The sequence below is a fragment of the Pseudomonas sp. NBRC 111131 genome, assembly GCF_001320525.1.
Classification (GTDB): Bacteria; Pseudomonadota; Gammaproteobacteria; order Pseudomonadales; family Pseudomonadaceae; genus Aquipseudomonas; species Aquipseudomonas ceruminis.
In genome coordinates, this window is sequence record NZ_BCBH01000001.1 from 320,112 (window position 1) to 346,952 (window position 26,841).

26 protein-coding genes are annotated in these 26,841 nt (G+C 62.8%); 15 read left to right on the forward strand and 11 right to left on the reverse strand.

Annotated features, from left to right (window positions below; all coding sequences use genetic code 11):
* Positions 1–56: 56 nt before the first annotated feature.
* Positions 57–1,037, reverse strand: coding sequence for a tripartite tricarboxylate transporter substrate binding protein (locus tag APH34_RS01475; protein WP_054899392.1), 981 nt, complete (start codon positions 1,035–1,037; stop codon positions 57–59).
* 31 nt (positions 1,038–1,068) lie between these two features.
* Complete coding sequence (locus APH34_RS01480; RefSeq protein WP_054899393.1) at positions 1,069–2,358, reverse strand: OprD family porin; 1,290 nt, start codon at positions 2,356–2,358, stop codon at positions 1,069–1,071.
* Positions 2,359–2,557: 199 nt separating this feature from the next.
* On the opposite strand from APH34_RS01480, the gene APH34_RS01485 reads away from it, so the two are divergent.
* Positions 2,558–3,232, forward strand: coding sequence for a response regulator (locus tag APH34_RS01485; protein ID WP_054899394.1), 675 nt, complete (start codon positions 2,558–2,560; stop codon positions 3,230–3,232).
* Positions 3,222–4,601, forward strand: a complete 1,380-nt coding sequence (locus APH34_RS01490) for a sensor histidine kinase (RefSeq protein ID WP_054899395.1) — start codon at positions 3,222–3,224, stop codon at positions 4,599–4,601. Before APH34_RS01485 ends, APH34_RS01490 begins: the two co-directional genes overlap by 11 nt.
* A gap of 18 nt (positions 4,602–4,619) precedes the next feature.
* On the opposite strand, the gene APH34_RS01495 is transcribed toward APH34_RS01490, so the two are convergent.
* Positions 4,620–5,426, reverse strand: coding sequence for an HDOD domain-containing protein (locus APH34_RS01495; RefSeq protein ID WP_054899396.1), 807 nt, complete (start codon positions 5,424–5,426; stop codon positions 4,620–4,622).
* A 50-nt stretch (positions 5,427–5,476) separates the two neighbouring features.
* Positions 5,477–6,418, reverse strand: coding sequence for a folate-binding protein YgfZ (locus tag APH34_RS01500; protein WP_054899397.1), 942 nt, complete (start codon positions 6,416–6,418; stop codon positions 5,477–5,479).
* Between the two features lie 133 nt (positions 6,419–6,551).
* Here APH34_RS01500 and APH34_RS01505 point away from each other — a divergent pair, with 133 nt between their 5' ends.
* Both APH34_RS01505 and APH34_RS01510 read left to right on the forward strand, forming a co-directional pair.
* Positions 6,552–6,806: a succinate dehydrogenase assembly factor 2 gene (locus tag APH34_RS01505; RefSeq protein WP_054899398.1), complete on the forward strand. Its 255-nt coding sequence runs from the start codon at positions 6,552–6,554 to the stop codon at positions 6,804–6,806.
* Positions 6,790–7,248 (forward strand): protein YgfX, encoded by a 459-nt coding sequence (locus APH34_RS01510; RefSeq protein ID WP_054899399.1) that lies wholly within the window; start codon positions 6,790–6,792, stop codon positions 7,246–7,248. Before APH34_RS01505 ends, APH34_RS01510 begins: the two co-directional genes overlap by 17 nt.
* Before the next feature lie 71 nt (positions 7,249–7,319).
* On the opposite strand, the gene nadB is transcribed toward APH34_RS01510, so the two are convergent.
* Positions 7,320–8,924, reverse strand: coding sequence for an L-aspartate oxidase (nadB, locus tag APH34_RS01515; RefSeq protein WP_054899400.1), 1,605 nt, complete (start codon positions 8,922–8,924; stop codon positions 7,320–7,322).
* A gap of 435 nt (positions 8,925–9,359) precedes the next feature.
* Here nadB and rpoE point away from each other — a divergent pair, with 435 nt between their 5' ends.
* From rpoE to pdxJ, 10 genes are all read left to right on the forward strand, one after another.
* Complete coding sequence (rpoE, locus tag APH34_RS01520; RefSeq protein WP_003252049.1) at positions 9,360–9,941, forward strand: RNA polymerase sigma factor RpoE; 582 nt, start codon at positions 9,360–9,362, stop codon at positions 9,939–9,941.
* A 31-nt stretch (positions 9,942–9,972) separates the two neighbouring features.
* Positions 9,973–10,563 (forward strand): sigma-E factor negative regulatory protein, encoded by a 591-nt coding sequence (locus APH34_RS01525; protein WP_054899401.1) that lies wholly within the window; start codon positions 9,973–9,975, stop codon positions 10,561–10,563.
* A gap of 12 nt (positions 10,564–10,575) precedes the next feature.
* Positions 10,576–11,541 carry a MucB/RseB C-terminal domain-containing protein gene (locus tag APH34_RS01530; protein WP_054899402.1) on the forward strand — a complete coding sequence of 322 codons (966 nt, stop codon included), beginning with the start codon at positions 10,576–10,578 and terminating at the stop codon, positions 11,539–11,541.
* A gap of 208 nt (positions 11,542–11,749) precedes the next feature.
* Positions 11,750–13,156 (forward strand): DegQ family serine endoprotease, encoded by a 1,407-nt coding sequence (locus APH34_RS01535; RefSeq protein WP_371263285.1) that lies wholly within the window; start codon positions 11,750–11,752, stop codon positions 13,154–13,156.
* A 183-nt stretch (positions 13,157–13,339) separates the two neighbouring features.
* Positions 13,340–15,139, forward strand: coding sequence for a translation elongation factor 4 (lepA, locus tag APH34_RS01540; protein ID WP_054899404.1), 1,800 nt, complete (start codon positions 13,340–13,342; stop codon positions 15,137–15,139).
* Positions 15,140–15,144: 5 nt separating this feature from the next.
* The gene (gene lepB / locus APH34_RS01545) at positions 15,145–15,999 is read left to right on the forward strand and encodes a signal peptidase I (RefSeq protein WP_054899405.1); all 855 of its coding nucleotides are present in this window, start codon (positions 15,145–15,147) and stop codon (positions 15,997–15,999) included.
* A 161-nt stretch (positions 16,000–16,160) separates the two neighbouring features.
* Positions 16,161–16,850 carry a ribonuclease III gene (rnc, locus tag APH34_RS01550; RefSeq protein WP_054899406.1) on the forward strand — a complete coding sequence of 230 codons (690 nt, stop codon included), beginning with the start codon at positions 16,161–16,163 and terminating at the stop codon, positions 16,848–16,850.
* Positions 16,843–17,745 carry a GTPase Era gene (era, locus tag APH34_RS01555; protein WP_054899407.1) on the forward strand — a complete coding sequence of 301 codons (903 nt, stop codon included), beginning with the start codon at positions 16,843–16,845 and terminating at the stop codon, positions 17,743–17,745. Before rnc ends, era begins: the two co-directional genes overlap by 8 nt.
* Positions 17,746–17,834: 89 nt before the next feature.
* Positions 17,835–18,518, forward strand: a complete 684-nt coding sequence (gene recO, locus APH34_RS01560; RefSeq protein ID WP_054899408.1) for a DNA repair protein RecO — start codon at positions 17,835–17,837, stop codon at positions 18,516–18,518.
* 61 nt (positions 18,519–18,579) lie between these two features.
* A complete protein-coding gene (gene pdxJ, locus APH34_RS01565) occupies positions 18,580–19,302 on the forward strand; it encodes a pyridoxine 5'-phosphate synthase (RefSeq protein ID WP_220462597.1) in 723 nt (240 codons plus the stop codon).
* Between the two features lie 62 nt (positions 19,303–19,364).
* Here the strand turns inward: pdxJ and APH34_RS01570 are convergent, their stop codons facing one another.
* Together APH34_RS01570 and APH34_RS01575 are read right to left on the reverse strand one after the other, a co-directional pair.
* Positions 19,365–20,747: a heavy metal sensor histidine kinase gene (locus APH34_RS01570; protein WP_054899410.1), complete on the reverse strand. Its 1,383-nt coding sequence runs from the start codon at positions 20,745–20,747 to the stop codon at positions 19,365–19,367.
* Positions 20,744–21,418, reverse strand: coding sequence for a heavy metal response regulator transcription factor (locus APH34_RS01575; RefSeq protein WP_054899411.1), 675 nt, complete (start codon positions 21,416–21,418; stop codon positions 20,744–20,746). Before APH34_RS01575 ends, APH34_RS01570 begins: the two co-directional genes overlap by 4 nt.
* Positions 21,419–21,695: 277 nt before the next feature.
* On the opposite strand from APH34_RS01575, the gene APH34_RS01580 reads away from it, so the two are divergent.
* On the forward strand, positions 21,696–21,899 hold the full coding sequence (locus APH34_RS01580) for a hypothetical protein (RefSeq protein WP_054899412.1): 204 nt from the start codon (positions 21,696–21,698) through the stop codon (positions 21,897–21,899).
* 67 nt (positions 21,900–21,966) lie between these two features.
* Here the strand turns inward: APH34_RS01580 and cmoB are convergent, their stop codons facing one another.
* From cmoB to lon, 4 genes are all read right to left on the reverse strand, one after another.
* Positions 21,967–22,923 (reverse strand): tRNA 5-methoxyuridine(34)/uridine 5-oxyacetic acid(34) synthase CmoB, encoded by a 957-nt coding sequence (gene cmoB / locus APH34_RS01585; RefSeq protein ID WP_054899413.1) that lies wholly within the window; start codon positions 22,921–22,923, stop codon positions 21,967–21,969.
* Positions 22,920–23,663 carry a carboxy-S-adenosyl-L-methionine synthase CmoA gene (gene cmoA, locus APH34_RS01590; RefSeq protein WP_054899414.1) on the reverse strand — a complete coding sequence of 248 codons (744 nt, stop codon included), beginning with the start codon at positions 23,661–23,663 and terminating at the stop codon, positions 22,920–22,922. The genes cmoB and cmoA overlap by 4 nt, the downstream gene beginning before the upstream one ends.
* 89 nt (positions 23,664–23,752) lie before the next feature.
* Positions 23,753–24,145 (reverse strand): protease inhibitor I42 family protein, encoded by a 393-nt coding sequence (locus tag APH34_RS01595; protein WP_054899415.1) that lies wholly within the window; start codon positions 24,143–24,145, stop codon positions 23,753–23,755.
* A 169-nt stretch (positions 24,146–24,314) separates the two neighbouring features.
* Positions 24,315–26,741 carry an endopeptidase La gene (gene lon, locus APH34_RS01600; RefSeq protein ID WP_054899416.1) on the reverse strand — a complete coding sequence of 809 codons (2,427 nt, stop codon included), beginning with the start codon at positions 26,739–26,741 and terminating at the stop codon, positions 24,315–24,317.
* Positions 26,742–26,841 lie beyond the last annotated feature (100 nt).

The following is a 26,841-nucleotide window of genomic DNA, read 5'->3' on the forward strand; positions in this document are numbered from 1 at the left end:
GTCAGTTTCGCGGGGCAAGCCCGCTCCCACAGGGATCGGTTCAGGTAATCGGCGATTTACTGAATCAGCCCAAATTCCTTGGCCAGTGCCTTGTAGTCCGCCACCTGTTTCTTCACATAGCCATCCAGCTCTTCACCGGTCATGGCAAACGGGAACAGCTCACGCTGGTCACGCAACTTGGCGAAATCCTCGGAGGCCAGCATCGAGTCGAACGACTGCTTCCACCAGGCGTAGTCCTCATCGCTCACCTTCGGCCCAAGGTAGAAGCCGCGCACGACTGGCCAGACAATGTCGTAGCCCTGTTCCTTGGCGGTCGGTATGTCCTTCATTTCCGGCTCGTCCAGGCGCTTTTCCGCGAACACCGCGAGGATCCGCATGTTGCCGCTCTGGATGTGCGGCATGGAGTCGGAAATATCGGTGGAACCGACCTGGATATGGCCACCCAGCAATGCGGTAGCGATTTCGCCGCCGCCTTCCAGGGCGACGTAGCGCAGGTCGCGCGGGTTGATGCCTGCGGCCTTGGCGATCAGCGCGGTCTGCATCCAGTCCTGGCTGCCGACGGTGCCCCCCGATCCGATTACCACCTTGCCCGGGTCTTGTTTCAGCGCCGCAACAAGGTCATCAAGGGTTTTGTAGGGCGAATCGCTTTTCACCGCGATGGCGCCGTAACTGGTGCCGACTGCGGCCAGCCATTTCACGGCGTTTTCGTCGAAGCGGCCGAACTTGCCCTGGGCCAGGTTCAACAGCGAACCGCTGGACCAGGCCACCAGGGTGCCGGCATCGGCCGGGCGCTGGGCGACCACCGCGTTGTAGGCCACTGCACCGACACCGCCGGGCATGTAGGTGACCCGCATCGGCTTGCTGAGGATCTTTTCCTGCACCAGGGCGCTCTGCACCAGCTTGCAGGTCAGGTCGAAACCACCACCAGGCGAGGCGGGGGCAATGCATTCAGGGCGTTTGGGTTCGGCAGCGAACGCGTTACCGGCCAACAGCAGGCAACCGGTAGCCATGACGAGGCGGCGCAGTGAAAAGGTCATCGTCTATCTCCGTGAACGTTGTTGTTATGGGTTACCACAGGGCCACGCTGTAGCTCACCAGCAGCCGCACCTCGTCCGCGTCGCGGGCGAAGTTCGAGCGGAAGGTGGCATTGCGCAGGCGCACGGCGACGTTTTTCAACGGGCCGCTTTGTACCACGTACTTGAATTCGGTATTGCGCTCCCACTCTTTGCCCTCGCTGCCATCGGCGCGGCTGACGTTGTCGCCGTTGATATAGCGGGTCATGAAGGTCAGCCCCGGGACGCCGAGCGCCGCGAAGTTGTAGTCGTAGCGCACTTGCCAGGAGCGCTCGTCGGCACCGGCGAAATCGTTGATCTGGACGAAGTTGACCAGGTACGGGTCGGCGCCATCGATATAGGGGAAGGCACTGTCACCCGACAGGTGCTGGTAGGCGGCGCTCACTTTGTGGCCGCCCAGGGCGTAGCTGAGCATGCCGTTGACGGTGGTGTTGTCGATCTTGCCGGCCTTGGCCTGGCCCTGGTCGTCACTCACCGCCAGGCGCAGGTCGGCGCCGAAGGTGCCCGGGCCCCAGGGCTGGGTGGCGACCATGCCGAGGAAGTGCTGGCGGTAGATGTCGTCCAGCTGGGCGAAGTGGTAGCTGCCGGTGATGCGATCGGTGAACTGGTAATCGACACCGGCCAGGTCGAAGTGGTCGGCCGAGAAGGTCCCGCCGAAGCGACCGTTCTTGTTGTTCAGGGCCAGGTCTTCCCAGTTGGTGTCGTTGCGGTCCTTGACCTTTTCCAGGCGGCCGCCGGTGAAGGTGAGGTGCTTGATCTCCCTGGAGGTAACCAGGCCGCCCTCGAAGGTCTGCGGCAGAATGCGCCCATCGTTGGGCTGCAGGGTTGGCAGTTCAGGGATCAGCGTACCGACTTTCAGTTCGGTGCTGGAAACCTTGATCTTGCCTGTCAGGCCCAGCTTGGAGTACTCGTTGGCGGCCTTGCCATCATCGTGGGTGGGCAGCAGGCCGGTGTCGGTGCGGTCGGGGCTGGAGTCGAGCTTGATGCCCAGCATGCCCAGCGCGTCCAGGCCAAAGCCCACGGTGCCATCGGTGTAACCGGACTCGAAGTTGAGCATGAAGCCCTGGGCCCATTCGTCACGCTTGAATTGCTGCGCGCTGGTGCCATCGCGGAAGTCGCGGTTGAAGTACATGTTGCGGGTTTCGAAGGTTGCCGTGCTGTCTTCGAAAAAGGCGGCCTGGCTCATCGGGGCGACACCGGCAAGTGCAAGGGCACTGGCGATGGCAGAAGGGCGTGCGGACAGGGAACGGGTAGGCGCGAACGCCTGCGGCTGCGATGACAGCATCGGGTTGACTCCGTTTATTGTTCTTATTCGTTGCACCTTGCTGGTGCTTTTTTCGGCGCGTGGAGCGACCGTGGTGCGATGCTAGGTAACGAACCTTTCACTAACCTTTCAGCGAGAAAGGTTTGTTACAAGGGCTTCACAGGCCGGGCGACAGCGGTACACTCCGCGCCACCGTCCCACCCGAGCAGGGGAGAAACCGATGCGTGTGCTGCTGGTCGAAGACCATCTGCAATTGGCCGAGAGCGTGGCCCAGGCCCTTAAGAGCCTTGGGCTGACCGTGGATGTGCTGCATGACGGCGTGGCCGCCGACCTGGCCCTGGCCAGCGAGGAGTACGCCGTTGCCGTGCTCGACGTCGGCCTGCCGCGCATGGACGGTTTTGAAGTGCTGGCGCGCCTGCGTGGCCGTGGCAAGACCCTGCCGGTGCTGATGCTCACCGCGCGCAGCGATGTGAAGGACCGGGTCCATGGGTTGAATCTCGGGGCGGACGATTACCTGGCCAAGCCCTTCGAACTGACCGAGCTGGAAGCGCGGGTAAAAGCCCTGCTGCGACGTAGCGTGCTCGGCGGGGAGCGCCAGCAGCGCTGCGGCCCGCTGGTGTACGACCTCGACACACGGCGCTTCACCCTCGGCGAAGACAACCTGACGCTGACCTCTCGCGAGCAAAGTGTGCTTCAAGCGCTGATCGCCCGCCCTGGCCGGGTGATGAGCAAGGAACAGTTGGCCGCCCAGGTATTCGGCCTGGATGAAGAAGCCAGCCCGGATGCCATCGAAATCTATATCCACCGCCTGCGCAAGAAGCTCGATGGCCAGCCGGTTGCCATTGTGACCTTCCGCGGCCTGGGCTACCTGCTCGAGCACCGTGATGCGGGATAACGGCAGCCTGCGTGGGAGGCTGGTGGGCAACCTGGCGCTGCTGTTGGTGGTGCTGATGCTGGCCAGCGGCCTCAGCGCATACTGGAATGGCCGCGAAGCGGCCGACACCGCCTATGACCGTACCTTGCTGGCCTCGGCGCGGACCATTGCCGCGGGCCTGTCCCAGCGCGACGGTACCCTGAGCGCGGATGTGCCCTACGTGGCGCTGGACACGTTCGCCTATGACAGTGCCGGGCGTATCTACTATCAGGTGCTGGACATCAACCAGAAGCTGATCTCGGGCTACGAGAAACTTCCGCCGCCGCCGCCCGGGACGCCGCGCACCGATGACTATCCGGCGCTGGCACGGTTCTACAACGCGACCTATCTGGGCCAGGACGTGCGCGTGGTCAGCCTGCTCAGGGCGGTGAGCGAGCCGAACATGAATGGCATGGCCGAGATCCGCGTGGCCGAGACCGAAGAGGCACGGGTGCGCATGGCGCGTGGGTTGATGGCCGATACCTTGCTGCGTCTGGGCATGCTGGCGCTGGGGGCATTGGTGATGGTGTGGTTTGCGGTGAGTGCCGCGCTGCGCCCGTTGGAGCGGCTGCGCACGGCAGTCGAAGAGCGCCAGCCCGATGACCTGCGTGCGTTGCCGGTGGTGCAGGTGCAGCGTGAGCTTGGCCCGCTGGTGCGCGCGTTGAACCACTTCACGCAGCGGTTGCGTGGCCAGTTCGAGCGCCAGGCACAGTTCATCGCCGAGGCAGCCCACGAGTTGCGCACGCCGCTGGCAGCGCTCAAGGCGCGGGTCGAATTGGGCCTGCGTTCGCAGCACCCCGACGAGTGGCGCCAGACCCTGGAGTCTGCGGCCCAAGGCACCGATCGCCTGACCCACCTGGCCAACCAGTTGCTGTCGCTGGCGCGGGTGGAGAACGGCGCGCGGGCCATTGCCGAAGGGGGCGCGCAGCGCCTGGACCTGAGCCAACTGGCCCGCGAGCTGGGGATGGCCATGGCGCCGCTGGCCCACAACCGAGGTGTGGCGCTGGCACTGGAGGCGCAGGCACCGGTCTGGCTGAAGGGCGAGCCGACCTTGCTCAACGAACTGTTAAGCAACCTGGTGGACAACGCATTGGCGCATACGCCGGCAGGGGGCAATGTAATCCTGCGGGTGTTGGCCCCTGCAGTGCTCGAGGTGGAGGATGACGGGCCGGGAATTCCCGAGGATGAGCGCGAACGGGTATTCGAGCGCTTCTATCGGCGCAGTGCCCAGGGGAGTGGTTTGGGCCTGGCCATCGTCGGGGAGATCTGCCGTGCGCACCTGGCCCAAATCAGCCTGCATGACGGTGAGAATGGCGGGTTGAAAGTACGGGTGAGCTTCATAGCGGATTGACGCGCAGCAAGCGCAATCTCAGCGCAACATACTCCGCGCTTCCAGCAGCTCACCGATCTCCAGCTCGGTGCCAAACGGCAACCCCAGGTGGCGATAGGCTGGCAGCGCCGCCAGTGGCCGGCTGCGCCCACGCTGGCTGAGGCAACGGGCAATCTGCACCACGTCGATGTAGTCGACCATGGTGGTGCAGCGGTCCAGGTCCTGCACCTGGCTTGGCAGGTTGACCAATTGCTCCGGGAATTCCCATGCGGAAAGGATCTTGTCCCCCAACACCGGCTGGATCTGCTCGATCACATAGTGCAGGCAGACCGGATCGGAGAGCAGCTCGTTGTGCTCTTCGGCATAAATCAGCACCGGTAGCGCGCCGATCTGGTTGACCAGGCCACCCAGTGTCGCCTGATCGGGCTTGAGCTGTGTGTAACGACGGCACAGCTCGTAACTGATGCCTGCCACTTCCAGGCTGTTGGCCCAGATATCCCGCAGCTTTTGCTCCACCGCAGGCGAGCGAGCATGGAAGATCTGCTCGATTACCAGGCCGATGGCCAGGTTGCAGCTGTAGTTGATGCCCAGGCGGGTGATGGCAGTGTGCAGGTCGGTAACCTCGACCGCTGCGCGCAGCAGCGGGCTGTTGACTACCTTGATCAGGCGTGCCGAAAGGGCTGCGTCGCGGCCGATCACTTTGCTCAGGGCGGCAACGCTGATCTCGGTATCCTCGGCGGCTTCGCGGATGCTCAGGGCAACTTCCGGCAGCGTTGGCAAGACCAGGTCATCGTTGTCGATGGCGGTGAGCAAGTGCGCTTGAACCATCTCGGCCAGCTTGTTCATGAACTTCTCTGTTGCAGTGGTGCGACCCCGCCTTGGGCGGGGCGGGCTGGTCAGCGCTGGATTTCCCGGTCGCGGTCCAGTTCGTAAGGCAGGCTCAGCACTTGCAGGCGTGGGCCTTGCAGGCTGCCCAGGTGCAGGTTGCCGTCTTCCACCGCTTCGGCAGTCAAGACGCCGAGCAGTTCGCAGCCCTGGCCCGTGCTGGCGGCAATGACCACTTCACCGACCGACGAACCGTGAGTGGGCGAGAATATTTCGGCACCTGGGGCAGGGACGTCTTGCTGATCGAGCGCCAGGCGGTACAGACGACGCTTGAGTTTGCCCAGGTACTGCATGCGGGCGACGATTTCCTGCCCGGTGTAGCACCCTTTCTTGAAGCTCACGCCATCGACTGCCTGCAGGTTGATCATCTGTGGGATGAACAGCTCGCGAGTCGGGCCCATGACCTGGCCGATGCCGGCACGGATCTGCCCCAGCAACCAGTCATTGAGGCTGCCTTCGGGTAAGGTGTCGGCCAGTTTTTCGCGCACGCCGGCCGCCTGGTCGGCTGGCACCCACAGCTCGGTGCGGCCGTCGGAGACGGCAATGGCGATCAGGCCTTCATGGCGCACGGTGGCGCCGGCGCTGGCCGGCACCTCAAGGCCCAGTGCCTGTAACGCCGTGGCACCGCCCTGCAGGCCGAAACGTGCCCAGGCGGCACTTTCATCGCAGAGCGTGGCCTTGGAGAAAACGGCGTATTTCTTCAGGTCGGCCAGTTGCGGCTCGAGCAGATCGCTGGCCATGGCCAGCAGGTAACCGTTGCCCTCGGGCAGAATGCGGAAGCTCGACTGCATGCGGCCCTTGACCATGCAGCGGGCGCCCAGGCTGGCGTGCTCGAGGCTGAGATAGTTGATGTTGCAGGTCAGCTGGCCCTGCAGGAACTTGCCGGCGTCGGAGCCGCGGACGGCGAGGATGCCCTCGTGGGACAGGGGGCTGAAGAAAGCGGAATCGGCCATGGGTCATCGCGGTGGCTAAAGACTGACGGCCATCATAGAACGCCAGTAACAAAATAGGTAGGTGACTAGACCAACGCCCTGTGCCGCTTCGTTCGCCTGGCTGTATACTGGCCGCCCATTCGAGGAGGGCCCCATGGTCGAACAAACTGAACTCAACCGGCTTTTCTGGCACAGCCGCCGCGGCATGCTGGAACTGGACGTACTGCTGGTGCCATTCACCCAGGAGGTCTACCCGAGCCTGAGCGAAGCCGACCGCGAACTCTATGTTCGCCTGTTGAGCTGCGAAGATCAGGACATGTTCGGCTGGTTCATGGAGCGTACCGAGTCCGAAGACCCGGAGCTGCAGCGCATGGTTCGCATCATTCTGGACCGTGTCCAGCCCAAGTGAGTGCTTCGAGTGCCGTTGGCAAGGCTCGCGCCTGTTGCTGACGGTCTACCTGGCTTGCCAGGTGCCAGCGTGGCTTGCCGTGTGGGCGAGCCCGCTGCCTGGTTGGCTGGCCCCTTTCGTTATCGCCGCCTGTATTGCCCACGCGTGTTGGGCCATTCCCCGACGTATCCTGTTGACCCATGAGCATGCCGTTGTCGGCTTGCGCCGTGATGTGCGCGGGTGGCAGGTGCTTAACCGTGCCTGCGGGTGGCAGCCGGTGCGCCTGTGCCGGGACAGCGTGGCGTTGCCGGGGCTGGTGGTGTTGCGCTTTGAGCGGGCGGGGCGATGGTTCGGCCAGAGCCAGTGCGTACTTGGGGATGCGTTGGCGGCGGATGCGCATCGGCGATTGCGGGTGCGGTTGAAGTTCAGCCGGCGACGCTGGGCCGAGGTCCGTGGGGCTTAGGTCACGACGGTATTACCCCGAGGGCAGGGGGCGCGAAGCGTTCCCCTGCGTTGCGCGGTATCCGATCGACTTCAGAGTGGGCTGAGGATGGTGTCCTGGGCCTCTGGCAGCATCCCAGGGTAATCCAGGGTGTAATGCAAGCCGCGGCTCTCCTTGCGCTGCATCGCCGAACGAATCATCAGCTCGGCCACCTGGGCCAGGTTGCGCAGTTCGATCAGGTCGCGGCTGACTTTGTAGTTACTGTAGAACTCGTCGATTTCGTCCAGTAGCAGGCGAATGCGGTGCTCGGCACGCTGCAGGCGTTTGCTGGTGCGCACGATGCCCACGTAGTCCCACATGAATCGCCGAAGCTCGTCCCAGTTGTGCGCAATGATCACGTCTTCATCCGAGTCGGTGACCTGGCTGGCGTCCCAGCAGGGCAGGGCGCTGGGCATGCCGATCTCATCAAGGTGCGCCTGGATGTCCGCTGCAGCGGCGCGGCCATAGACGAAGCACTCGAGCAACGAGTTGCTGGCCATACGGTTTGCACCATGCAGGCCGGTGAAGCTGGTTTCGCCGATGGCATACAGGCCGGGCACGTCGGTGTGGCCCCGGTCATCGACCATTACCCCGCCACAGGTGTAGTGGGCGGCCGGTACCACGGGGATCGGCTGGCGCGTGATGTCGATGCCGAACGTCAGGCAGCGCTCGTAGACGGTGGGGAAATGGCTCTTGATGAAATCGGCCGGTTTGTGGGTGATGTCCAGGTACACGCAGTCCACACCCAGGCGCTTCATCTCGTGGTCGATGGCGCGGGCCACGATGTCCCGTGGCGCCAGCTCTTCACGCGGGTCGAAGCGTGGCATGAAACGCTCGCCATTGGGCAGGCGCAGCAGGGCGCCTTCGCCGCGCAAGGCCTCGGTGATCAGGAAACTCTTCGCCTGCGGGTGGTACAGGCAGGTCGGGTGGAACTGGTTGAACTCAAGGTTCGCCACCCGGCAACCGGCACGCCAGGCCATGGCGATACCATCGCCGCAGGCGCCGTCCGGGTTGCTGGTGTACAGGTAGACCTTGGCCGCACCGCCGGTGGCCAGTACGGTGAAGCGCGCACCGTAGGTATCCACCTCACCCGTATTGCGGTTCAGTACATACGCCCCCAGGCAGCGATCACCAGGCAGGCCCAGGCGGCGCTCGGTAATCAGGTCGACCGCCACGCGCTGCTCCAGCAGCTCGATGTTCGGCCGCTGGCGCGCCTGTGCCAGCAGGGTGGTGAAGATGGCCGCCCCCGTGGCATCGGCAGCATGGATGATGCGCCGGTGGCTGTGGCCGCCCTCACGGGTCAGGTGAAATTCGAAACCGCCATCGTCAACGCTGTAATGTTCATCGCGGGTAAACGGCACGCCCTGCGCGATCAGCCACTGGATGGCTTCGCGGCTGTGTTCGACGGTAAAACGCACTGCCGCTTCGTTGCACAGGCCACCGCCAGCGTTGAGGGTATCCTCGACATGGGACTGCACGGTATCGGTGTCGTCCAGTACCGCGGCCACGCCGCCTTGGGCCCAAAAGGTCGAGCCATTGGCCAGGTCGCCCTTGCTCAGGACGGCGATGCGCAGGTGGCTGGGGAGGTTCAGTGCCAGGCTGAGACCGGCGGCGCCGCTGCCGATCACCAGGACATCATGTTGGAATTGTTGGCTCATGTCGGGACACTAGTAATCTTCGAAGGGGGCGCGGCACAATAGTCACGCGCAGATGGCATTGTGAAACTATCGTGAATAGAGGTCGGGCTGTCTTTATAGCAGCCTGCGGTGGCCAATTTCCATGCCACCTGTGACGTAACGGCAATCTTCGTGGGAACTTTCCGACACGGCTGGAAATCCTATGAAGGCTGCCCGCACGCCAAAATTTGCCGCGGCGACGCAGGGCGGCAGCTCTTTGGGGGCTGACACTTGCGTATCGGAAAAATGATTATCGACGCAACCGGCCGTGACCGCGCCGCGTCTTCCGTGCGAGCCGACCAAGGGCCGCAGGAAACTTGCTTGGAGGGGAGAACTTTTGCGAAAAGCCCGAGTCTATGGTTGCAAGCCTGAACGAAGGTTGTTGCAACGCTCCTTCGAGTTCACTGAGGAGTGTTCATGCTAACCCAGGAAGAGGATCAGCAGCTTGTAGAGCGCGTACAGCGTGGTGACAGGCGAGCGTTCGATCTGTTGGTGCTGAAGTATCAGCACAAAATTCTCGGGTTGATCGTGCGGTTCGTTCACGATACCCACGAGGCCCAGGATGTGGCGCAGGAAGCCTTTATCAAGGCTTACCGTGCGCTTGGCAATTTTCGCGGTGACAGTGCGTTTTATACCTGGCTGTACCGCATCGCCATCAACACGGCGAAGAACTACCTGGTGTCCCGTGGAAGACGGCCGCCAGACAGTGATGTGAGCTCCGAGGATGCGGAGTTTTACGACGGCGATCATGGCCTCAAGGATCTCGAGTCCCCAGAGCGCTCGTTGTTGCGGGATGAAATCGAAGGCACTGTCCATCGCACCATCCAGCAACTGCCAGAAGATTTGCGTACGGCCCTGACCCTGCGTGAGTTCGATGGGTTGAGTTACGAAGACATTGCCAGTGTCATGCAATGTCCGGTGGGTACCGTGCGCTCTCGAATCTTCCGCGCTCGGGAGGCCATAGACAAAGCCCTGCAACCGTTGTTGCAGGAAACCTGAGACAGCGGCGACAGCCAAGAGAGGAACCGCCATGAGTCGTGAAGCTTTGCAGGAATCGCTGTCCGCGGTAATGGATAACGAAGCGGACGAACTGGAATTACGTCGGGTATTGAACGCCGTCGATGATGCCGAAACCCGTGCTACCTGGTCGCGTTACCAGGTGGCTCGCGCAGCGATGCACAAGGAATTGCTGCTGCCCAAGCTGGATATCGCCTCGGCGGTGTCTGCTGCACTGGCTGACGAAGCCGTGCCGGCCAAGGTCAAGCAGGGCCCATGGCGCAGCCTCGGTCGCCTGGCGGTTGCCGCCTCGGTGACTGTTGCGGTGCTGGCCGGTGTACGCATGTACAACCAGGACGAGATCACCGGTGCTGAGCTGGCTTCCCAGCAGCCTGCCCAACAAGGCCTGAGCATGCCACAAACTCAGGGCCCTGCTGTATTGGCAGGCTATAGTGAAAGCAGTGAGCAACCGACCGGGCCGATGGCCAACGGCGTGCTGCAGAACCAGGCCGGCTGGGACCAGCGTTTGCCAGGCTATCTGCGCCAGCATGCGCAGGAATCCGCGCTCAAGGGCACCGAAACCGCCTTGCCGTATGCCCGCGCCGCCAGCCTGGAAAACCGTTAAGTAAGGAGGATCATGCGCGCGCTACCTCTCCTGTCGCTGCTGATAGGCAGCTGCATGACGGTGCCAGCGTTGGCGGCCAACTCCTCGCCCGAAGCGAGCGAATGGTTGAACAAGCTGGCACAGGCCGAGCAAAAGCAGAGTTACCAGGGCTCCTTCGTTTACGAACGTAACGGCAGCTTCTCTTCCCACGACATCTGGCATCGCGCCGAAGATGGCAAGGTCAGCGAGCGGCTTCTGCAGCTCGACGGCACGGCCCAGGAAATCGTGCGCGTGGATGGTAAGGTTCAGTGCATCAGCGGCGCCTTGGCCAGTGGAATGAGCAGCCCGCCCGACGCTGCCCCGCGCATGCTCGATCCCTTGAAACTGATGAGCTGGTACGACTTGAGCGTGCAAGGCAAGTCGCGGGTCGCCGGGCGCGATGCCGTGATCGTCACGCTGAGTCCCCGTGACCAGCACCGCTATGCGTTCGAACTGCACCTGGACCGTCGCACCGGTTTGCCACTGCGGTCGTTGATGCTCAACGACAAGGGGCAACTGCTCGAGCGCTTCCAGATGACCAGGCTCGATACCGATCACCCGCCCACTGCCGAAGACCTGCATGCCAGTGCGGCGTGCAAGCCCGTGGAGCGTGTGGCCAGTGCCAGCATGCCGGCTGTCGCCGGTTGGCGTTCGGACTGGCTACCGCCTGGCTTCGAGCTGATCAACAGCACCGTGCGGCATGACCCTTCGCGCAATAGCACGATCAGCAGCTTGATGTACGACGATGGGCTTGCGCGATTCTCGGTGTTCCTGGAGCCGGTCAAGGGGGACTCGGGGGCCGACGTGCGCACCCAGCTTGGTCCGACCGTGGCCGTTTCGCGTCGGCTGAACACGCCCAAGGGCAAGATCATGGTGACTGTGGTGGGCGAAATCCCGCTCGGGACTGCAGAGCGCGTAGCGCTATCGATGCGGCCTCAGGATGCCCAGGCTCGCCAGTGATGGCGCGCCTTTTCGGCTTATGCCAAGGTGCGCGGACATGCGGCTGAAATGAAATTAAAGCATTGTCATTTGCAATCCATCTGTAAATTTTCTATAGGTCAGGCTTCTTGGAGTCTGGCCTTTCCTGCTTCTGCAGGGGTCTTACGCTAACTACGCTCGTTGTGACGGGAGCCGTATGTCAATACCACGCTTGAAATCCTACCTATCGATGTTCGCCGCCATGCTGATGCTCGGTCAGGTGCTCAGCGCCCAGGCCGAGGAAGCCCTGCCGGACTTCACCACCCTGGTCGAGCAGGCCTCGCCGGCAGTGGTCAACATCAGTACCAAGCAGAAACTGCCTGACCGCCGCGTCGCCTCCGGGCAGATGCCGGACCTCGAAGGCCTGCCGCCGATGTTCCGCGAGTTCTTCGAGCGCAACATGCCACAGCAGCCCCGTTCTCCGCGTGGTGATCGCCAGCGTGAGGCGCAATCCCTGGGCTCGGGCTTCATCATTTCCAGTGACGGCTACGTGTTGACCAACAACCATGTGGTTGCCGATGCCGACGAGATCATCGTCCGCCTGTCGGACCGCAGCGAACTGCAGGCCAAGCTGGTCGGCACCGACCCGCGCACCGATGTGGCGCTGCTCAAGGTCGAGGGCAAGAACCTGCCAACCGTCAAGCTGGGCGACTCCGAGAAGCTCAAGGTGGGCGAGTGGGTGCTGGCTATCGGTTCGCCGTTCGGCTTCGATCACTCTGTGACCAAAGGTATCGTCAGTGCCAAGGGCCGTACCTTGCCAAACGACACCTACGTGCCGTTCATTCAGACTGACGTGGCTATCAACCCAGGCAACTCCGGCGGCCCGCTGTTCAACATGAACGGCGAGGTCGTGGGTATCAACTCGCAGATCTTCACCCGTTCAGGTGGCTTCATGGGTCTGTCCTTCGCCATTCCGATCGATGTGGCCATCGATGTGTCCAACCAGTTGAAGAAAGACGGCAAGGTCAGCCGCGGTTGGCTGGGTGTGGTGATCCAGGAGGTCAACAAGGACCTGGCTGAATCCTTCGGCCTGGACAAACCGGCTGGTGCCCTGGTGGCCCAGGTCCTGGAAGACGGCCCGGCAGCCAAGAGCGGTCTGCAGGTGGGTGATGTGATCCTGAGCATGAACGGCCAGCCGATCATCATGTCGGCAGACCTGCCGCACCTGGTCGGCACCCTGAAAGATGGCGCCAAAGCCAAATTGGAGATCATTCGCAACGGCAAGCGTCAGAACCTCGACGTGACCATTGGCGCGATGCCCGATGATGATGCCGACGTCGGTACTGGCACCGGTGCGGACGGCAGCGCCGAGCGCAGCAGCAACCGCCTGGGCGTTTCCGTCTCCGACCTGACCGCCGAGCAGAAGAAATCGCTAGAGCTCAAGGGCGGTGTGGTCATCAAAGAGGTCCAGGATGGCCCGGCGGCCCTGATCGGCCTGCGTCCGGGTGACGTCATCAGCCACCTGAACAACCAGGCGATCACATCGGCCAAGCAGTTCACCGAAATCGCCAAGGACCTGCCGAAGAACCGTTCGGTGTCCATGCGCGTGTTGCGTCAAGGCCGGGCAAGCTTCATCACCTTCAAGTTGGCTGAATAAGCTGGGTTGTAGGCAGGAAAGGGCAGCTTCGGCTGCCCTTTTTCATGAGCGTTCACAATTCTTTGCGGGCGTCGGCCTGTATCGTGCGTCAGAGGAATCTCCCATATCCCCGCTGGTTGAGGTACAATTCCCGGCTATTTTTCGGCGGGCGTCCCGGCTCGCAGCCTTTTCGAGTGTTGACCCGTGAGTGATTTGAGTCATATCCGCAATTTCTCCATCATCGCCCACATCGACCATGGCAAGTCGACGCTGGCCGACCGTTTCATCCAGATGTGCGGTGGCCTGACGGCACGCGAAATGGAAGCCCAGGTCCTCGATTCCATGGACCTTGAGCGCGAACGCGGGATCACCATCAAGGCCCACAGCGTCACGCTCAATTACAAGGCGCAGGACGGCAAGGTCTACCAGTTGAACTTCATCGACACCCCCGGCCACGTCGACTTCACCTACGAAGTCTCGCGTTCGCTGGCCGCCTGTGAAGGTGCGCTGTTGGTGGTGGACGCCGGCCAGGGCGTCGAGGCGCAGTCCGTCGCCAACTGCTACACCGCCATCGAGCAGGGCCTGGAGGTCATGCCGGTACTGAACAAGATGGACCTGCCCCAGGCCGACCCGGACCGCGTCAAGGACGAGATCGAGAAGATCATCGGCATCGACGCCACCGACGCCGTGGCCTGCAGTGCCAAGAGCGGCATGGGCGTGGACGAGGTACTCGAGCGCCTGGTGCAGACCATCCCCGCGCCCGAAGGCAACATCGACGCGCCGCTGCAGGCGCTGATCATCGACTCCTGGTTCGACAACTACCTGGGCGTGGTCTCGTTGGTCCGTGTGCGCCACGGCCGCGTGAAAAAGGGCGACAAGATTCTGGTCAAGTCCACCGGCAAGGTGCACCTGGTCGACAGCGTCGGTGTATTCACCCCGAAGCACACCCAGACCGCTGACCTCAAGGCCGGTGAAGTAGGCTTCATCATCGCCAGCATCAAGGACATCCACGGTGCACCGGTCGGTGACACCCTGACCCTGTCCACGACCCCTGAGGTCGAAGTGCTGCCCGGCTTCAAGAAGATCCAGCCACAGGTGTACGCCGGTCTGTTCCCGGTCAGCTCCGATGACTTCGAGGATTTCCGCGATGCGTTGCAGAAGCTGACCCTGAACGACTCGTCGCTGCAATACATGCCAGAGAGCTCTGACGCCCTGGGCTTCGGCTTCCGTTGCGGCTTCCTTGGCATGCTGCACATGGAGATCATCCAGGAGCGCCTGGAGCGCGAATACGACCTGGACCTGATCACCACCGCCCCCAGCGTAATCTACGAGATCGAGCTCAAGACCGGCGAAACCATTACCGTCGACAACCCGTCCAAGCTTCCAGACGTTTCCGCGGTTGCCGATTTCCGCGAGCCGATCGTCACCGCGACTATCCTGGTACCGCAGGAGCACCTGGGCAACGTCATCACCCTGTGCATCGAGAAGCGTGGCGTACAGCGCGACATGCAGTTCCTCGGCAGCCAGGTGCAGGTGCGTTACGACATGCCGATGAACGAAGTGGTACTGGACTTCTTCGACCGCCTGAAGTCCACCAGCCGCGGCTATGCTTCGCTGGACTATCATTTCGATCGCTACCAGTCGGCCAACCTGGTCAAGCTGGATGTACTGATCAACGGCGACAAGGTCGATGCCCTGGCATTGATCGTGCACCGCGACAACGCGGCCTACAAGGGCCGTGCGTTGACCGAAAAGATGAAGGAACTGATCCCTCGGCAGATGTTCGACGTGGCGATCCAGGCAGCCATTGGCGGCCAGATCATCGCCCGGACCACCGTCAAGGCGCTCAGAAAGAACGTACTGGCCAAGTGCTACGGCGGCGACGTCAGCCGTAAGAAAAAGCTGCTGGAGAAGCAGAAGGCCGGTAAGAAACGCATGAAACAGGTGGGCAACGTGGAAATTCCACAAGAAGCCTTCCTCGCCGTGCTCAGGTTGGATAGCTAGGTCCTATGTCGCTAAATTTCCCGCTGTTGCTAGTCATCGCCGTAGCCGTCTGCGGTCTGTTGGGCTTGATCGACTTGCTGTTCCTGGCTCCGCGCCGGCGTGCGGCAGTCGCCAACTACCAGGGCAGCGTCACCCAGCCAGAAATGGCGGTGGTCGAGCGCCTCAACAAGGAACCGCTGCTGGTCGAATATGGCAAGTCGTTCTTCCCGGTGCTGTTCATCGTGCTGGTACTGCGCTCGTTTCTGGTGGAGCCGTTCCAGATCCCTTCGGGGTCGATGAAGCCGACCCTGGAAGTGGGCGATTTCATCCTGGTGAACAAGTTCTCCTACGGCATTCGCTTGCCGGTGATCGACAAGAAGGTCATCGAAGTGGGTGACCCGCAACGCGGTGATGTGATGGTGTTCCGCTATCCAAGCGACCCGAACGTCAACTACATCAAGCGGGTGGTCGGCCTTCCGGGCGACCAGATCCGCTATACCAGCGACAAGCGCCTGTATGTCAATGGTCAGCCGATCGCCGAGCAACTGGTGGGCGCCGAGCCAGGTACCCTGGGCAGCGCCGAGCTGTACAAGGAAAAGCTGGGTGAAGCCGAGCACCTGATCCGCAAGGAAATGACCCGTTATCGCATGCCGCCGGACCAGCAGTGGACCGTGCCGGCCGGCCATTACTTCATGATGGGCGACAACCGCGACAACTCCAACGACAGCCGCTACTGGGATGACCCGAACATTCCCAAGGAGCTACACGGCATGGTTCCGGACCGGAACATTGTCGGCAAGGCCTTCGCGGTCTGGATGAGCTGGCCAGAGCCCAAGCTCAGCCACCTGCCCAACCTGTCACGGGTCGGCCTGATCCATTGATACCCATCGGCGCTGTCCTGAAGACAGCGCCGAATGCATTTCTGACATAGGCTGTGTTCTCAGGGATCGAGAGTTTCGCCGCTCGCCGCGACGGACCACAGCCAAACAGTCTTTCAGGATGTTGATTTGAACAACGCGTTGAACAACCAACGGGTGGCTGCATGAGTGCTTCCCTTGCCCGTCTCGAGCGAAAGCTCGGTTACACCTTCAAGAACCAGGACCAGATGTTGCTGGCCCTGACACACCGCAGCTATGCCGGGCGCAACAATGAGCGCCTGGAATTTCTGGGTGACGCGATCCTCAACTTCGTGGCGGGCGAGGCGCTGTTCGAGCGCTTTCCGCAGGCCCGCGAAGGCCAGCTGTCGCGCTTGCGCGCCCGCCTGGTCAAAGGTGAAACCCTGGCCCGTCTGGCCCGCGGTTTCGACCTGGGTGAGTACCTGCGCCTGGGCTCTGGTGAGCTCAAGAGCGGCGGGTTCCGTCGCGAGTCGATCCTGGCCGATGCCCTCGAGGCCCTGATTGGTGCCATCTACCTGGATGCGGACATGCAGACCGCCCGCGAGCGTATCCTGGCGTGGCTGACCGACGAATTCGAAAGCCTGACCCTCGTCGATACCAACAAAGACCCGAAAACCCGGCTGCAGGAGTTTCTGCAGTCGCGCAGCTGTGAGCTGCCTCGTTACGAGGTGGTGGACATCCAGGGCGAACCGCACTGCCGCACCTTCTTCGTCGAATGCGAAGTGGTGCTGCTGAACAACAAGAGCCGCGGTCAGGGTGTGAGCCGGCGTATCGCCGAGCAAGTCGCCGCCGCGGCTGCATTGATCGCCCTGGGCGTGGAGAATGGCAATGACTGATAACAACCCGACCCGCTGCGGTTACGTGGCCATCGTCGGCCGTCCCAATGTGGGCAAGTCGACCCTGCTCAACCACATCCTCGGCCAGAAGCTGGCGATCACCTCGCGCAAGCCGCAGACCACCCGGCACAATATGCTCGGCATCAAGACCGAAGGCGATGTGCAGGCGATCTACGTCGATACCCCCGGCATGCACAAGGCCAACGACAAGGCCCTGAACCGCTACATGAACCGTAATGCCTCGGCGGCGCTGAAAGACGTCGACGTGGTGATCTTCGTGGTCGACCGTACGCGCTGGACCGACGAGGACCAACTGGTGCTCGAGCGCGTGCAGTACGTGACCGGCCCGGTGATCCTGGCGGTGAACAAGACCGACCGCATGGACGAAAAGGCCGAATTGATCCCGCACCTGCAATGGCTGCAGGCGCAGTTGCCCAATGCCGAAATCGTGCCCATTTCCGCTCAGCAGGGGCACAACCTCGAGTCGCTGGAAGCGCTGATCGCCAAACACCTGCCGGAAAACGAGCACTTCTTCCCCGAAGATCAGATCACCGACCGCAGCAGCCGTTTCCTTGCCGCCGAACTGGTACGTGAGAAGATCATGCGGCAGCTGGGTGCGGAGCTTCCGTACCAGATCACCGTGGAAATCGAAGAATTCAAGCAGCAGGGCCATGTACTGCATATCCATGCGCTGATCCTGGTCGAGCGAGATGGCCAGAAGAAGATCATCATTGGCGACAAGGGCGAGCGCATCAAGCGTATCGGCTCCGACGCACGCAAGGACATGGAAGTGCTGTTCGATGCCAAAGTCATGCTCAACCTCTGGGTCAAGGTCAAAGGCGGTTGGTCCGACGACGAGCGTGCGCTGCGCTCGCTGGGCTACGGCGACCTGTAAGCCCCCCCGCCCGGTGCCTGGGCTGGCCTCCTCGTAGGGCGAGCCCGCTCCCACAGGGGCGCGCCAGATCTGCGTCTGAGTAATCGCTCATGGAACAACCTGTCGGCCAACCGGCCTACGTGCTGCACAGCCGTGCCTACAAGGAAACCAGTGCGCTGGTGGACTTTTTTACGCCGCAAGGGTTGATGCGTGCGGTGTTGCGGCGCGCACGGGGCAAGGGCGGCAGCCTGGTGCGTCCGTTTGTACCCCTGGAAGTGGAACTGCGTGGGCGCGGCGAGCTGAAGAACGTCGGGCGCATGGAGAGTGTTGGTATTGCCGCTTGGCTGAATGGCGATGCGCTGTTCAGCGGGCTCTATCTCAACGAACTGCTGATGCGCCTGCTACGTGCGGAAGCACCGCAACCCGAGCTGTTCGAACACTATGCCCTGACCTTGCAGGCACTGGCTGCCGGGCGTCCACTAGAGCCGCTGTTGCGCTCCTTCGAGTGGCGCCTGCTGGAGGACCTGGGTTATGCCTTCGCGCTTGATCACGATGTCAACGACGCGCCCATCGAAGCCGATGGCTTATACCGTTTGCAGGTCGACGCGGGACTTGAACGCGTTTACCTGATCCAGCCGGGCCTGTTCAACGGCGCCGAGCTGTTGGCCCTGGCCCAGGCCGACTGGGAAGCACCCGGCGCCTTGCTCGCGGCCAAGCGCCTGATGCGCCAGGCACTGGCGGTGCACCTGGGGCCAAAACCGCTGGTCAGCCGGGAACTGTTTCGCAAGCGTTGAGCACGTCGTATGCTGTGCGGCTAAACCTTCAGGAGAGCCTTTCGTGACTCACAGCAACCGCATGCTTCTTGGTGTCAACATCGACCACGTGGCGACCTTGCGCCAGGCCCGCGGCACACGCTACCCGGACCCGGTCAAGGCCGCGCTGGACGCCGAGGAAGCGGGGGCCGACGGCATTACCGTGCACCTGCGCGAAGACCGCCGGCACATCCAGGAGCGCGACGTGGTGCTGCTCAAGGATGTGCTGCAAACCCGCATGAACTTCGAGATGGGCGTCACCGAAGAGATGATGGCCTTTGCCGAGAAGATCCGCCCAGCGCACATCTGCCTGGTACCTGAGACCCGTCAGGAACTGACCACCGAGGGTGGTCTCGATGTGGCTGGCCAGGAGGCGCGGATCAAGGCTGCGGTGGAGCGCCTGTCGCGTACCGGCGCTGAGGTGTCGCTGTTTATCGACGCAGACGAGCGGCAGATCGAAGCCTCGCGTCGTGTCGGTGCGCCGGCCATCGAGCTGCACACCGGGCGTTATGCCGACGCAGAAACCCCGACCGAAGTGGCTGAAGAGCTCAAGCGTATCGTCGATGGCGTCGCCTTTGGCGTTGGTCAGGGTCTGATCGTCAACGCCGGTCATGGCCTCCACTACCACAATGTCGAGGCCGTGGCGGCGATCAAAGGCATCAACGAGCTGAACATTGGCCACGCGCTGGTGGCCCACGCGCTGTTCGTCGGCTTCAAGGCGGCAGTGGCGCAGATGAAGGCGCTTATCGTCGCGGCCTCGCGCTGATCGAAGGCGTCGTTGCCGGTCTCTTCGCGGATGGCTCACGAAGGGGCCGGGCGACAGCCCGTCTATTCAGCCCGGAACACCAGAGAGAATCGCGTAGGCCCGGTTGGGCTGCTGTTCACCTCAACCCGCCCACCATGCAGTTGCATGATCGATTTCACGATCGCCAGGCCCAGCCCCGTGCCGCCTTCAAGCCGTGAGCGGCCTGAGCCTGCCCGGTAAAACCGCTCGAACAGCTGGGGCAGATGCTCATCGGCAATCCCCGGCCCCAGATTCGACACCGATAGCCATACCTCGTCGCCCTGCCGTTCGATGTCCAGGCTAACGGGGTGGCCCTCGGGGCTGTGCCGAATTGCATTGCTCAACAGGTTCGACAGCGCCCGTTGCAACATCAGCCTATCCGCCAATGCGGTCCCCCAGCCTTGCAGGTGCAAGGTCAATGCCTTGTGTTCGGCACTGAAGGCAAACAGCTCCATTACCTGGCTAGCCTCATCGGCCAAGGCCAGCGGTTTGAGCGCCACCGCTGTTTGTGGTTGGCTGACCTGGGCGAGGAACAACATGTCGTTGATGATGCGGTTGAGCCGTGTCAGTTCTTCGATACTGTCTGCCAGCACTTCGCGGTAGTTCTCGGTATCACGTTCGCGCGCCAGGGTGACCTGGGCCTTGCCCATGAGGTTGCTCAGGGGCGTGCGCAGCTCGTGGGCAAGGTCGTCGGAGAACTGAGACAACTGTTGCACGCCCCGATCCAGGCGGTCGAGCATCACGTTGATGCTTTTGGCCAGTTCGGCCAGCTCCACCGGCAGGCCGCTGTCCGGCAGACGGTGCTGCAGGTCCTGGGCCGATACCTGCCCGGCGATACGCCGAAAGCGGCGCAGGGGCTTTAGCCCGCGCTGCATCAGCCACCACGCGCCAGCGCCTATCAGCACCAGCAGCAGCGGCACGGCAAGCAGGGTGGAGTGCAGGTACGCCTGGAGCAGGGCACTGTCGTCGGCACGGTTGAGCGACATCATCACCCGCACCGGGGTATCGTCGCGCAGGCGCATCTGCCGGGTCACGGTCAGGATCTGGTTGCCCGCGCTGTCACGCCATTGGTGATAGCTCAGGCGTGTATCGGTGGGCAATTCGCCTACGCGGGCATCCAGGGCCGGGCCCAGGCTGAGCAGGTGAGGGTGCCGCCCCTCGAGCGCCAGCACGCTGAGGCTGAGGTTGTCGTGCCCCATCACCAGGTCCAGCAGCGGGTGGGCGCGTGTGCCCAGGTCCTCGCTGCGCAGGTCGACCCGCAGGTTGTGCTCCACCTGGAGCATCTTGCGCGCCAGGTCCTTGTGGGCGCGGCTGTCCAGCTCGTGATCGAGGGCCAGCACGGCCAGGCAGGCCAGCAACAGCACCAGGGCGGCGCCCATCAGCGTGACGCTCAGACCAAGGCGCAAGGACAGGCTGGCCTGCTTCACAGGCGTGCTTCCAGTACATAGCCAACGCCCCGCAGGGTGTGGATCAGTTTGTCGTCGAACGGATCGTCGATCTTCGCCCGCAAGCGGCGGATGGACACCTCGACCACATTGGTGTCGCAGTCAAAGTTCATGTCCCACACCAGCGAGATGATCTGGGTGCGCGACAGCACCTCGCCGCTCTGGCGCATCAGCAAGTGCAACAGGGCGAACTCCTTGGCCGTCAGGTCGATACGCTGGCCGCCACGGTAGGCGCGGTGGCGACCGGGGTCCAGTTCGAGGTCGGCGACGCGCAAGGTGCTGGGCTGCAGTTGCTGATCGTTGCGGCGCAGCAGGCTACGAATACGGGCCAGCAGCTCGGGAAATTCGAACGGTTTGAGCAGGTAGTCATCGGCGCCCAGGTCCAGGCCCTTGACCCGGTCTGCCAGGCGCCCGTGGGCGGTGAGCATCATGATGCGTGTCGCCGCCTGGGCGCGCAGCTGCTGCAGCACGCTCCAGCCATCGAGCCCAGGCAGGTTGACATCGAGGATGATCAGCTCATAGGGCTGCTGGCGTGCCAGATGCAGGCCGTCGATGCCGGTGTGGGCGCAATCGACCACGTAGCCGTTTTCGCGCAGGCCTTGTTGCAGATAGTCGGCGGTACGCAGTTCGTCCTCGATGATCAGTAGGCGCATTGGGGGCTCGGGGTGCTGAAAGAGGGGGGATTCTTGAGCCTGTAGGGGCTTCAGGGTCAAGCAACGGGATGTTACGGGATGAGAATGGCCTGGCGGCGCAGATAACAGATTTGTAATGCCTATGTTATCTGGCTGTTCACCAGCGGGCGTGCCAGCGACAGCGGCCAGACCCGTTGGCACGGGGCACATTGCAAGACTGTAATGCCCGCCTCACCTTGGCGTTAGCTGCGCCTCAATAGGATGGCCTCATCTGATCGGTTATCACGAGGCAAGCACGATGAACCTGAACCAATACCTGCTGCTGGCGATCCTCACCCTGGGTAGCGCCGGCGCTCATGCCGAGGGTGGCGCAGAACGCTCTCGTCAGTTCTGGGAAGCCTTCCGCCAGGACCAGGAGCGCTTGTACGGTGACAAACAGCAGGCCGTTGCGGAGCGTGAGCGCATAGCGCAGGACAAGGCCCGCGAGGTGGCCAAAGACTAGTGCAACACCATCTGCGATGTATCAGCTCCTCGCCGCAGGTGTATTCAGGCGCCCCAGGGCGCCCTTTTTATTTGCGCGCCAGCAGTGTGGCGCGACGTGGGGCAGGCAGCCCTTCGACGGTCTTGCTGTGATCGTTCGGGTCAAGGAAGTCAGCCAGCGACTGATAACGCATCCACTCGGTACTGCGTTGTTCTTCGATGCTGGTGACGCTGACATCGACGCAGCGCACATCACTGAAGCCTGCCCGGCGCAACCAGCGCTCCAGCGCTGGTACCGAGGGCAGGTACCAGACATTGCGCATCTGCGCGTAACGGTCCTCCGGCACCAGGACCTGCTGTTCGTCGCCTTCGATCACCAGCGTCTCCAGTACCAGTTCGCCGCCTTTTACCAGGCAATCCTTCAGCGCCAGCAGGTGCTCGATGGGCGAGCGGCGATGGTAGAAGACGCCCATGGAGAACACGGTGTCGAAGCCTTCGAGGTTGGCTGGCAGTTCTTCCAGGGCGAAGGGCAGGTGCCAGGCCGGCAGGTCGGGCAGGTACTGCTGCACAGCCTGGAACTGGCAGAAGAACAGCCAGTTGGGGTCGACGCCGATGACCATGTCGGCGCCCGCGCCAAGCATGCGCCACTGGTAGTAGCCATTGCCGCAGCCCACATCGAGCACGCGCTTGCCCTTGAGGTCCAGGTGCGGGCTGACCCGTGACCATTTCCAGTCCGAGCGCCATTCGGTGTCCACGTGCACGCCGAACAGGTCGAATGGGCCCTTGCGCCAAGGTGACAGGCCCATCAATGCCTGGCGCATCTGCGCGCGGGTGGCGTCGTCGCAGGCGCAGTCCAGGCGTAGGCCGTCCACCAGGTCGATTTCACTGGGCTGCAGTGCCGGCAGGGCCTCGAGCGCGCCGCGCCAGCGATCGAGGTCGCCGTGGCCTTTTTCCAGTTTGGCGTGCAGTTGTGCTTGCAGGCCTTGCGACCAGGAAGCCAGGGGCGTACCCGCCAGGCGGCGGACGAGGGGGGACAGATCGATCATGGCAGGGCTATCAGCGAGGCAAAATTGAGGCATTGGAACCACGGCACGACCTTGGAGAAGCCCGCTGCGCGCAGGCGCTCGCTGTGGGCTTGCAGGGTGTCTGGCTTCATCACGTTCTCGATGGCACTGCGTTTCTGGGCGATTTCCAGTTCGCTGTAGCCATTGGCACGCTTGAAGTCCAGGTGCAGTTCGTTGAGCAGGGCCTGCTCTTCGTCATCGGCAAAGCGCAGCTTTTCCGAGAGAATCAGCGCACCGCCGGGCAGCAAGGCCTGGCGGATGCGGCTGAGCAGTGCCAGGCGTTGTTCTGGGGCGATGAACTGCAAGGTGAAGTTCATCGCTACCACCGAGGCCGGTGCGAAAGGCAGGGTCAGGATGTCGGCTTCCAGTACCTGGACCGGCAACAACTCCTGGAACATGGAGTCCTGGGCGGTGAGGTATTGGCGGCAGCGTTCGACCATGGCGGCGGAGTTGTCCACCGCGATGACCCGGCAGCCGTCACTGCGCACATGGCGGCGTAGCGACTGGGTGACGGCGCCCAGCGAGGCGCCCAGGTCATACAGGGCAGTGTTCGGCTGCGCAAAGCGCGCCGCCAGCACACCGAGGTTTTCGACGATGGTCGGGTAACCAGGCACCGAGCGCTTGATCATGTCCGGGAAGACGCGCACCACATCCTCGTTGAACACGAAGTCGGGTACTTGCTCCAGAGGCTGGGCGAAAAGGCGGTCGGGTTGTTTGCTCACGGTGGGTCCAGGCAGCTGGCAATAGGCAGGGCCGGCATTCTAGCCAAACCGCGCCAAGGTTGCATGATTGGCTGACCAGCGCTGTGCGTTCAGTCGACGCGAATGGCGCAATCGAAGGTCTGCACCGGGCGCACTTCCGGTGCCCAGGGTTGCTGATAAACCAGCACAAGGTGGCCTTCGCCGGCCGCACGGGCCTCGAATCGCCAGGTGGAAAGCCCGGCGTTGCCGACGATGCCGGCCTCCTCGGGCGCGCTGTAGACCTCGGGGCCGAGGCTGCGCAGGATGCTCGAAGCCGGGTTCTGCACCAGCCAGCGGTAACCCGTGGTGGGGTTGCTGGGCAGGGTCAGCGTCAGTGGCTGGCCGACCTGCAGGCGCTTAGGGCATTCGCTTTCGGCGTCCAGTTCGACGGGTTGCCTGGGGTGTTGGGCACAGGCGGTAAGCAGGGCAAGGCTCAGGGGAACGAGCAGACGAGGTGCAGTCATGGTAGCTCCTTAGGCTGGCGATGGCCTGAGGATAACCGAAGCGGGTTCAGTTTTGTGCTGCCTGGTTCGGCCCCGTCACGGTAAACCCACGCCCACTGGCACTGCACAACAGCGCTGGACCCGTAGGCGCGCGTTTACCCGTGAAGGGCCGCATCGCGGCCCGGATGCATCAGAACAGTACCTTGGCCACGTCGGCAAAGCGCTTGGCGAAATGCACGGTCAGCCCATCACGCAGGTAGTCCGGCAACTCTTCGAAGTCCCCGCGGTTGGGTTCCGGCAGAATCAGCTCGAAGATCTTCTGCCGCCGCGCTGCAATCACCTTCTCGCGCACGCCACCAATGGGCAGTACCTGGCCGGTGAGGGTCAGCTCGCCGGTCATCGCCACCCCTTTCTTCGGCGCCTGGTCACGGGCCAGGGACAACAGCGCACTGGCCATGGTGATGCCAGCACTCGGGCCGTCCTTGGGCGTAGCGCCTTCGGGCACGTGCAGGTGGATGAATGCTTCGTTGAAGAAGGCCGGGTCGGCACCGAACTGCTTGAGGTTGGAGCTGACGTAGCTGTAGGCGATCTCGGCCGACTCCTTCATCACGTCGCCCAGCTTGCCGGTGAGCTTGAAGCCGCGGTTGAGGGTGTGGATGCGGGTGGCTTCGATCGGCAAGGTCGCGCCGCCCATGCTGGTCCAGGCCAGGCCGGTGATCACTCCCTTGCCCGCCAGCACCTGCTCGCTGCGGAATACGGGGATGCCCAGCGCGGCCTCCAGGTCCTTGGTGCCGATCTTGAGTTTGGCGTCGGGGTCTTGCAGCAACTTGACCACCGCCTTGCGCACCAGCTTGCCCAGCTGTTTCTCAAGCTGGCGCACACCGGCCTCACGGGCATAGCCTTCGATCACGGCGCGCAGGGCGCTGTCGCTGATGCTCAGGCTGGTCTTGGCCACGCCTGCCTTGTCCAGTTGCTTGGGCCAAAGGTGGCGCTTGGCGATGGCCAGCTTTTCTTCGGTGATGTAGCCGGAGAGACGGATGACTTCCATGCGGTCGAGCAATGGCCCAGGGATCGAATCCAGGGTGTTGGCGGTGCACACGAACAGCACTTTGGACAGGTCCAGGCGCAGGTCCAGGTAGTGGTCGAGGAAATCGACGTTCTGCTCCGGGTCCAGCGTCTCCAGCAGTGCCGAGGCCGGGTCGCCCTGATAGCTCTGGCCCATCTTGTCGATTTCGTCGAGCATGATCACCGGGTTCATCACCTCGACGTCCTTCAGCGCCTGTACCAGCTTGCCGGGTTGAGCGCCGATGTAGGTGCGGCGATGGCCTTTGATCTCGGCCTCGTCACGCATGCCACCCACGCTGAAACGGTAGAACGGGCGGCCGAGGGATTCGGCGATGGATTTGCCGATACTGGTCTTGCCCACGCCGGGTGGGCCTACCAGCAGCACGATCGAGCCGCTGATCTCGCCCTTCCAGGCACCAACGGCGAGGAACTCGAGGATGCGCTCCTTGATGTCATCGAGGCCGGCATGGTGCTGGTCGAGCACCTTGCGGGCATGCTTGAGGTCGAGTTTGTCCTTGCCATAAACCCCCCAGGGCAGGGCGGTGGCCCAGTCCAGGTAATTGCGGGTGACGGCGTATTCAGGCGAGCCGGTTTCGAGGATGGCCAGCTTGCCCATCTCTTCGTCGATGCGTTTCTTGGCCTGCTCCGGCAGGGTCTTGCCTTCCAGGCGCTGTTCGAACTGTTCAAGGTCGGCGCTACGGTCATCCTTGGTCAGGCCCAGCTCCTGCTGAATGACCTTGAGCTGCTCCTTGAGGAAGAACTCGCGCTGGTGTTCGCCAATCTGCCGGTTGACCTCGGCCGAGATCTCATTTTGCAGGTGCGCGACCTCGACCTCCTTGCGCAGCATCGGCAACACCTTCTCCATGCGTTTGAGCATGGGCACGCAGTCGAGCACTTCCTGCAACTGGACCCCAGTGGCGGAGGTGAGCGCTGCGGCGAAGTCGGTGAGTGGCGAGGGGTCGTTGGGGCTGAAGCGGTTGAGGTAGTTCTTCAACTCTTCGCTGTACAGCGGGTTGAGCGGCAGGAGTTCCTTGATCGCATTGATCAGGGCCATGCCGTAGGCCTTGACCTCGTCGGTGGGTTCGGCCGGCTGGCGAGGGTACTCGACCTCGACCAGGTAGGGGGGGCGATGGTGCTTGAGCCAAGTGCGGATGCGCACCCGGGTCAGGCCCTGGGCGACGAACTGCAGCTTGCCGTTTTCACGGCTGGCGTGGTGCACCTTGACCAGGGTTCCATACTCCGGCAACGCCGAGGTGTCGAAGTGGCGGTGATCCTCTGGCGGGGTGTCCATGAAAAACAGCGCCAACGAGTGATGCGGGGTTTTTGCCACCAGATCGAGGGTTTCGGCCCAGGGTTCTTCGTTGACGATCACCGGCAGCACCTGCGCCGGGAAGAACGGGCGGTTGTGGATCGGGATCACGTAGACCTTGTCCGGCAGTTGTTGGCCGGGCAGGGCGAGGGCATGACCATGACCGGCTTCGGTCTTGGCATCGAGGTGTTCGACTTCGCTGCGTTCGTCGGGTTGTTCCGGGAAATCTTGCTGGTCGCTCATGGGGCACCTGCGTGAATGGCTATGGTGCTTAGATGGGGCGCGGGGGGATGGGTTTCAAGCTTCATGTTTCAAGCTGCAAGCTTCACGAAAAAAGCGGGGC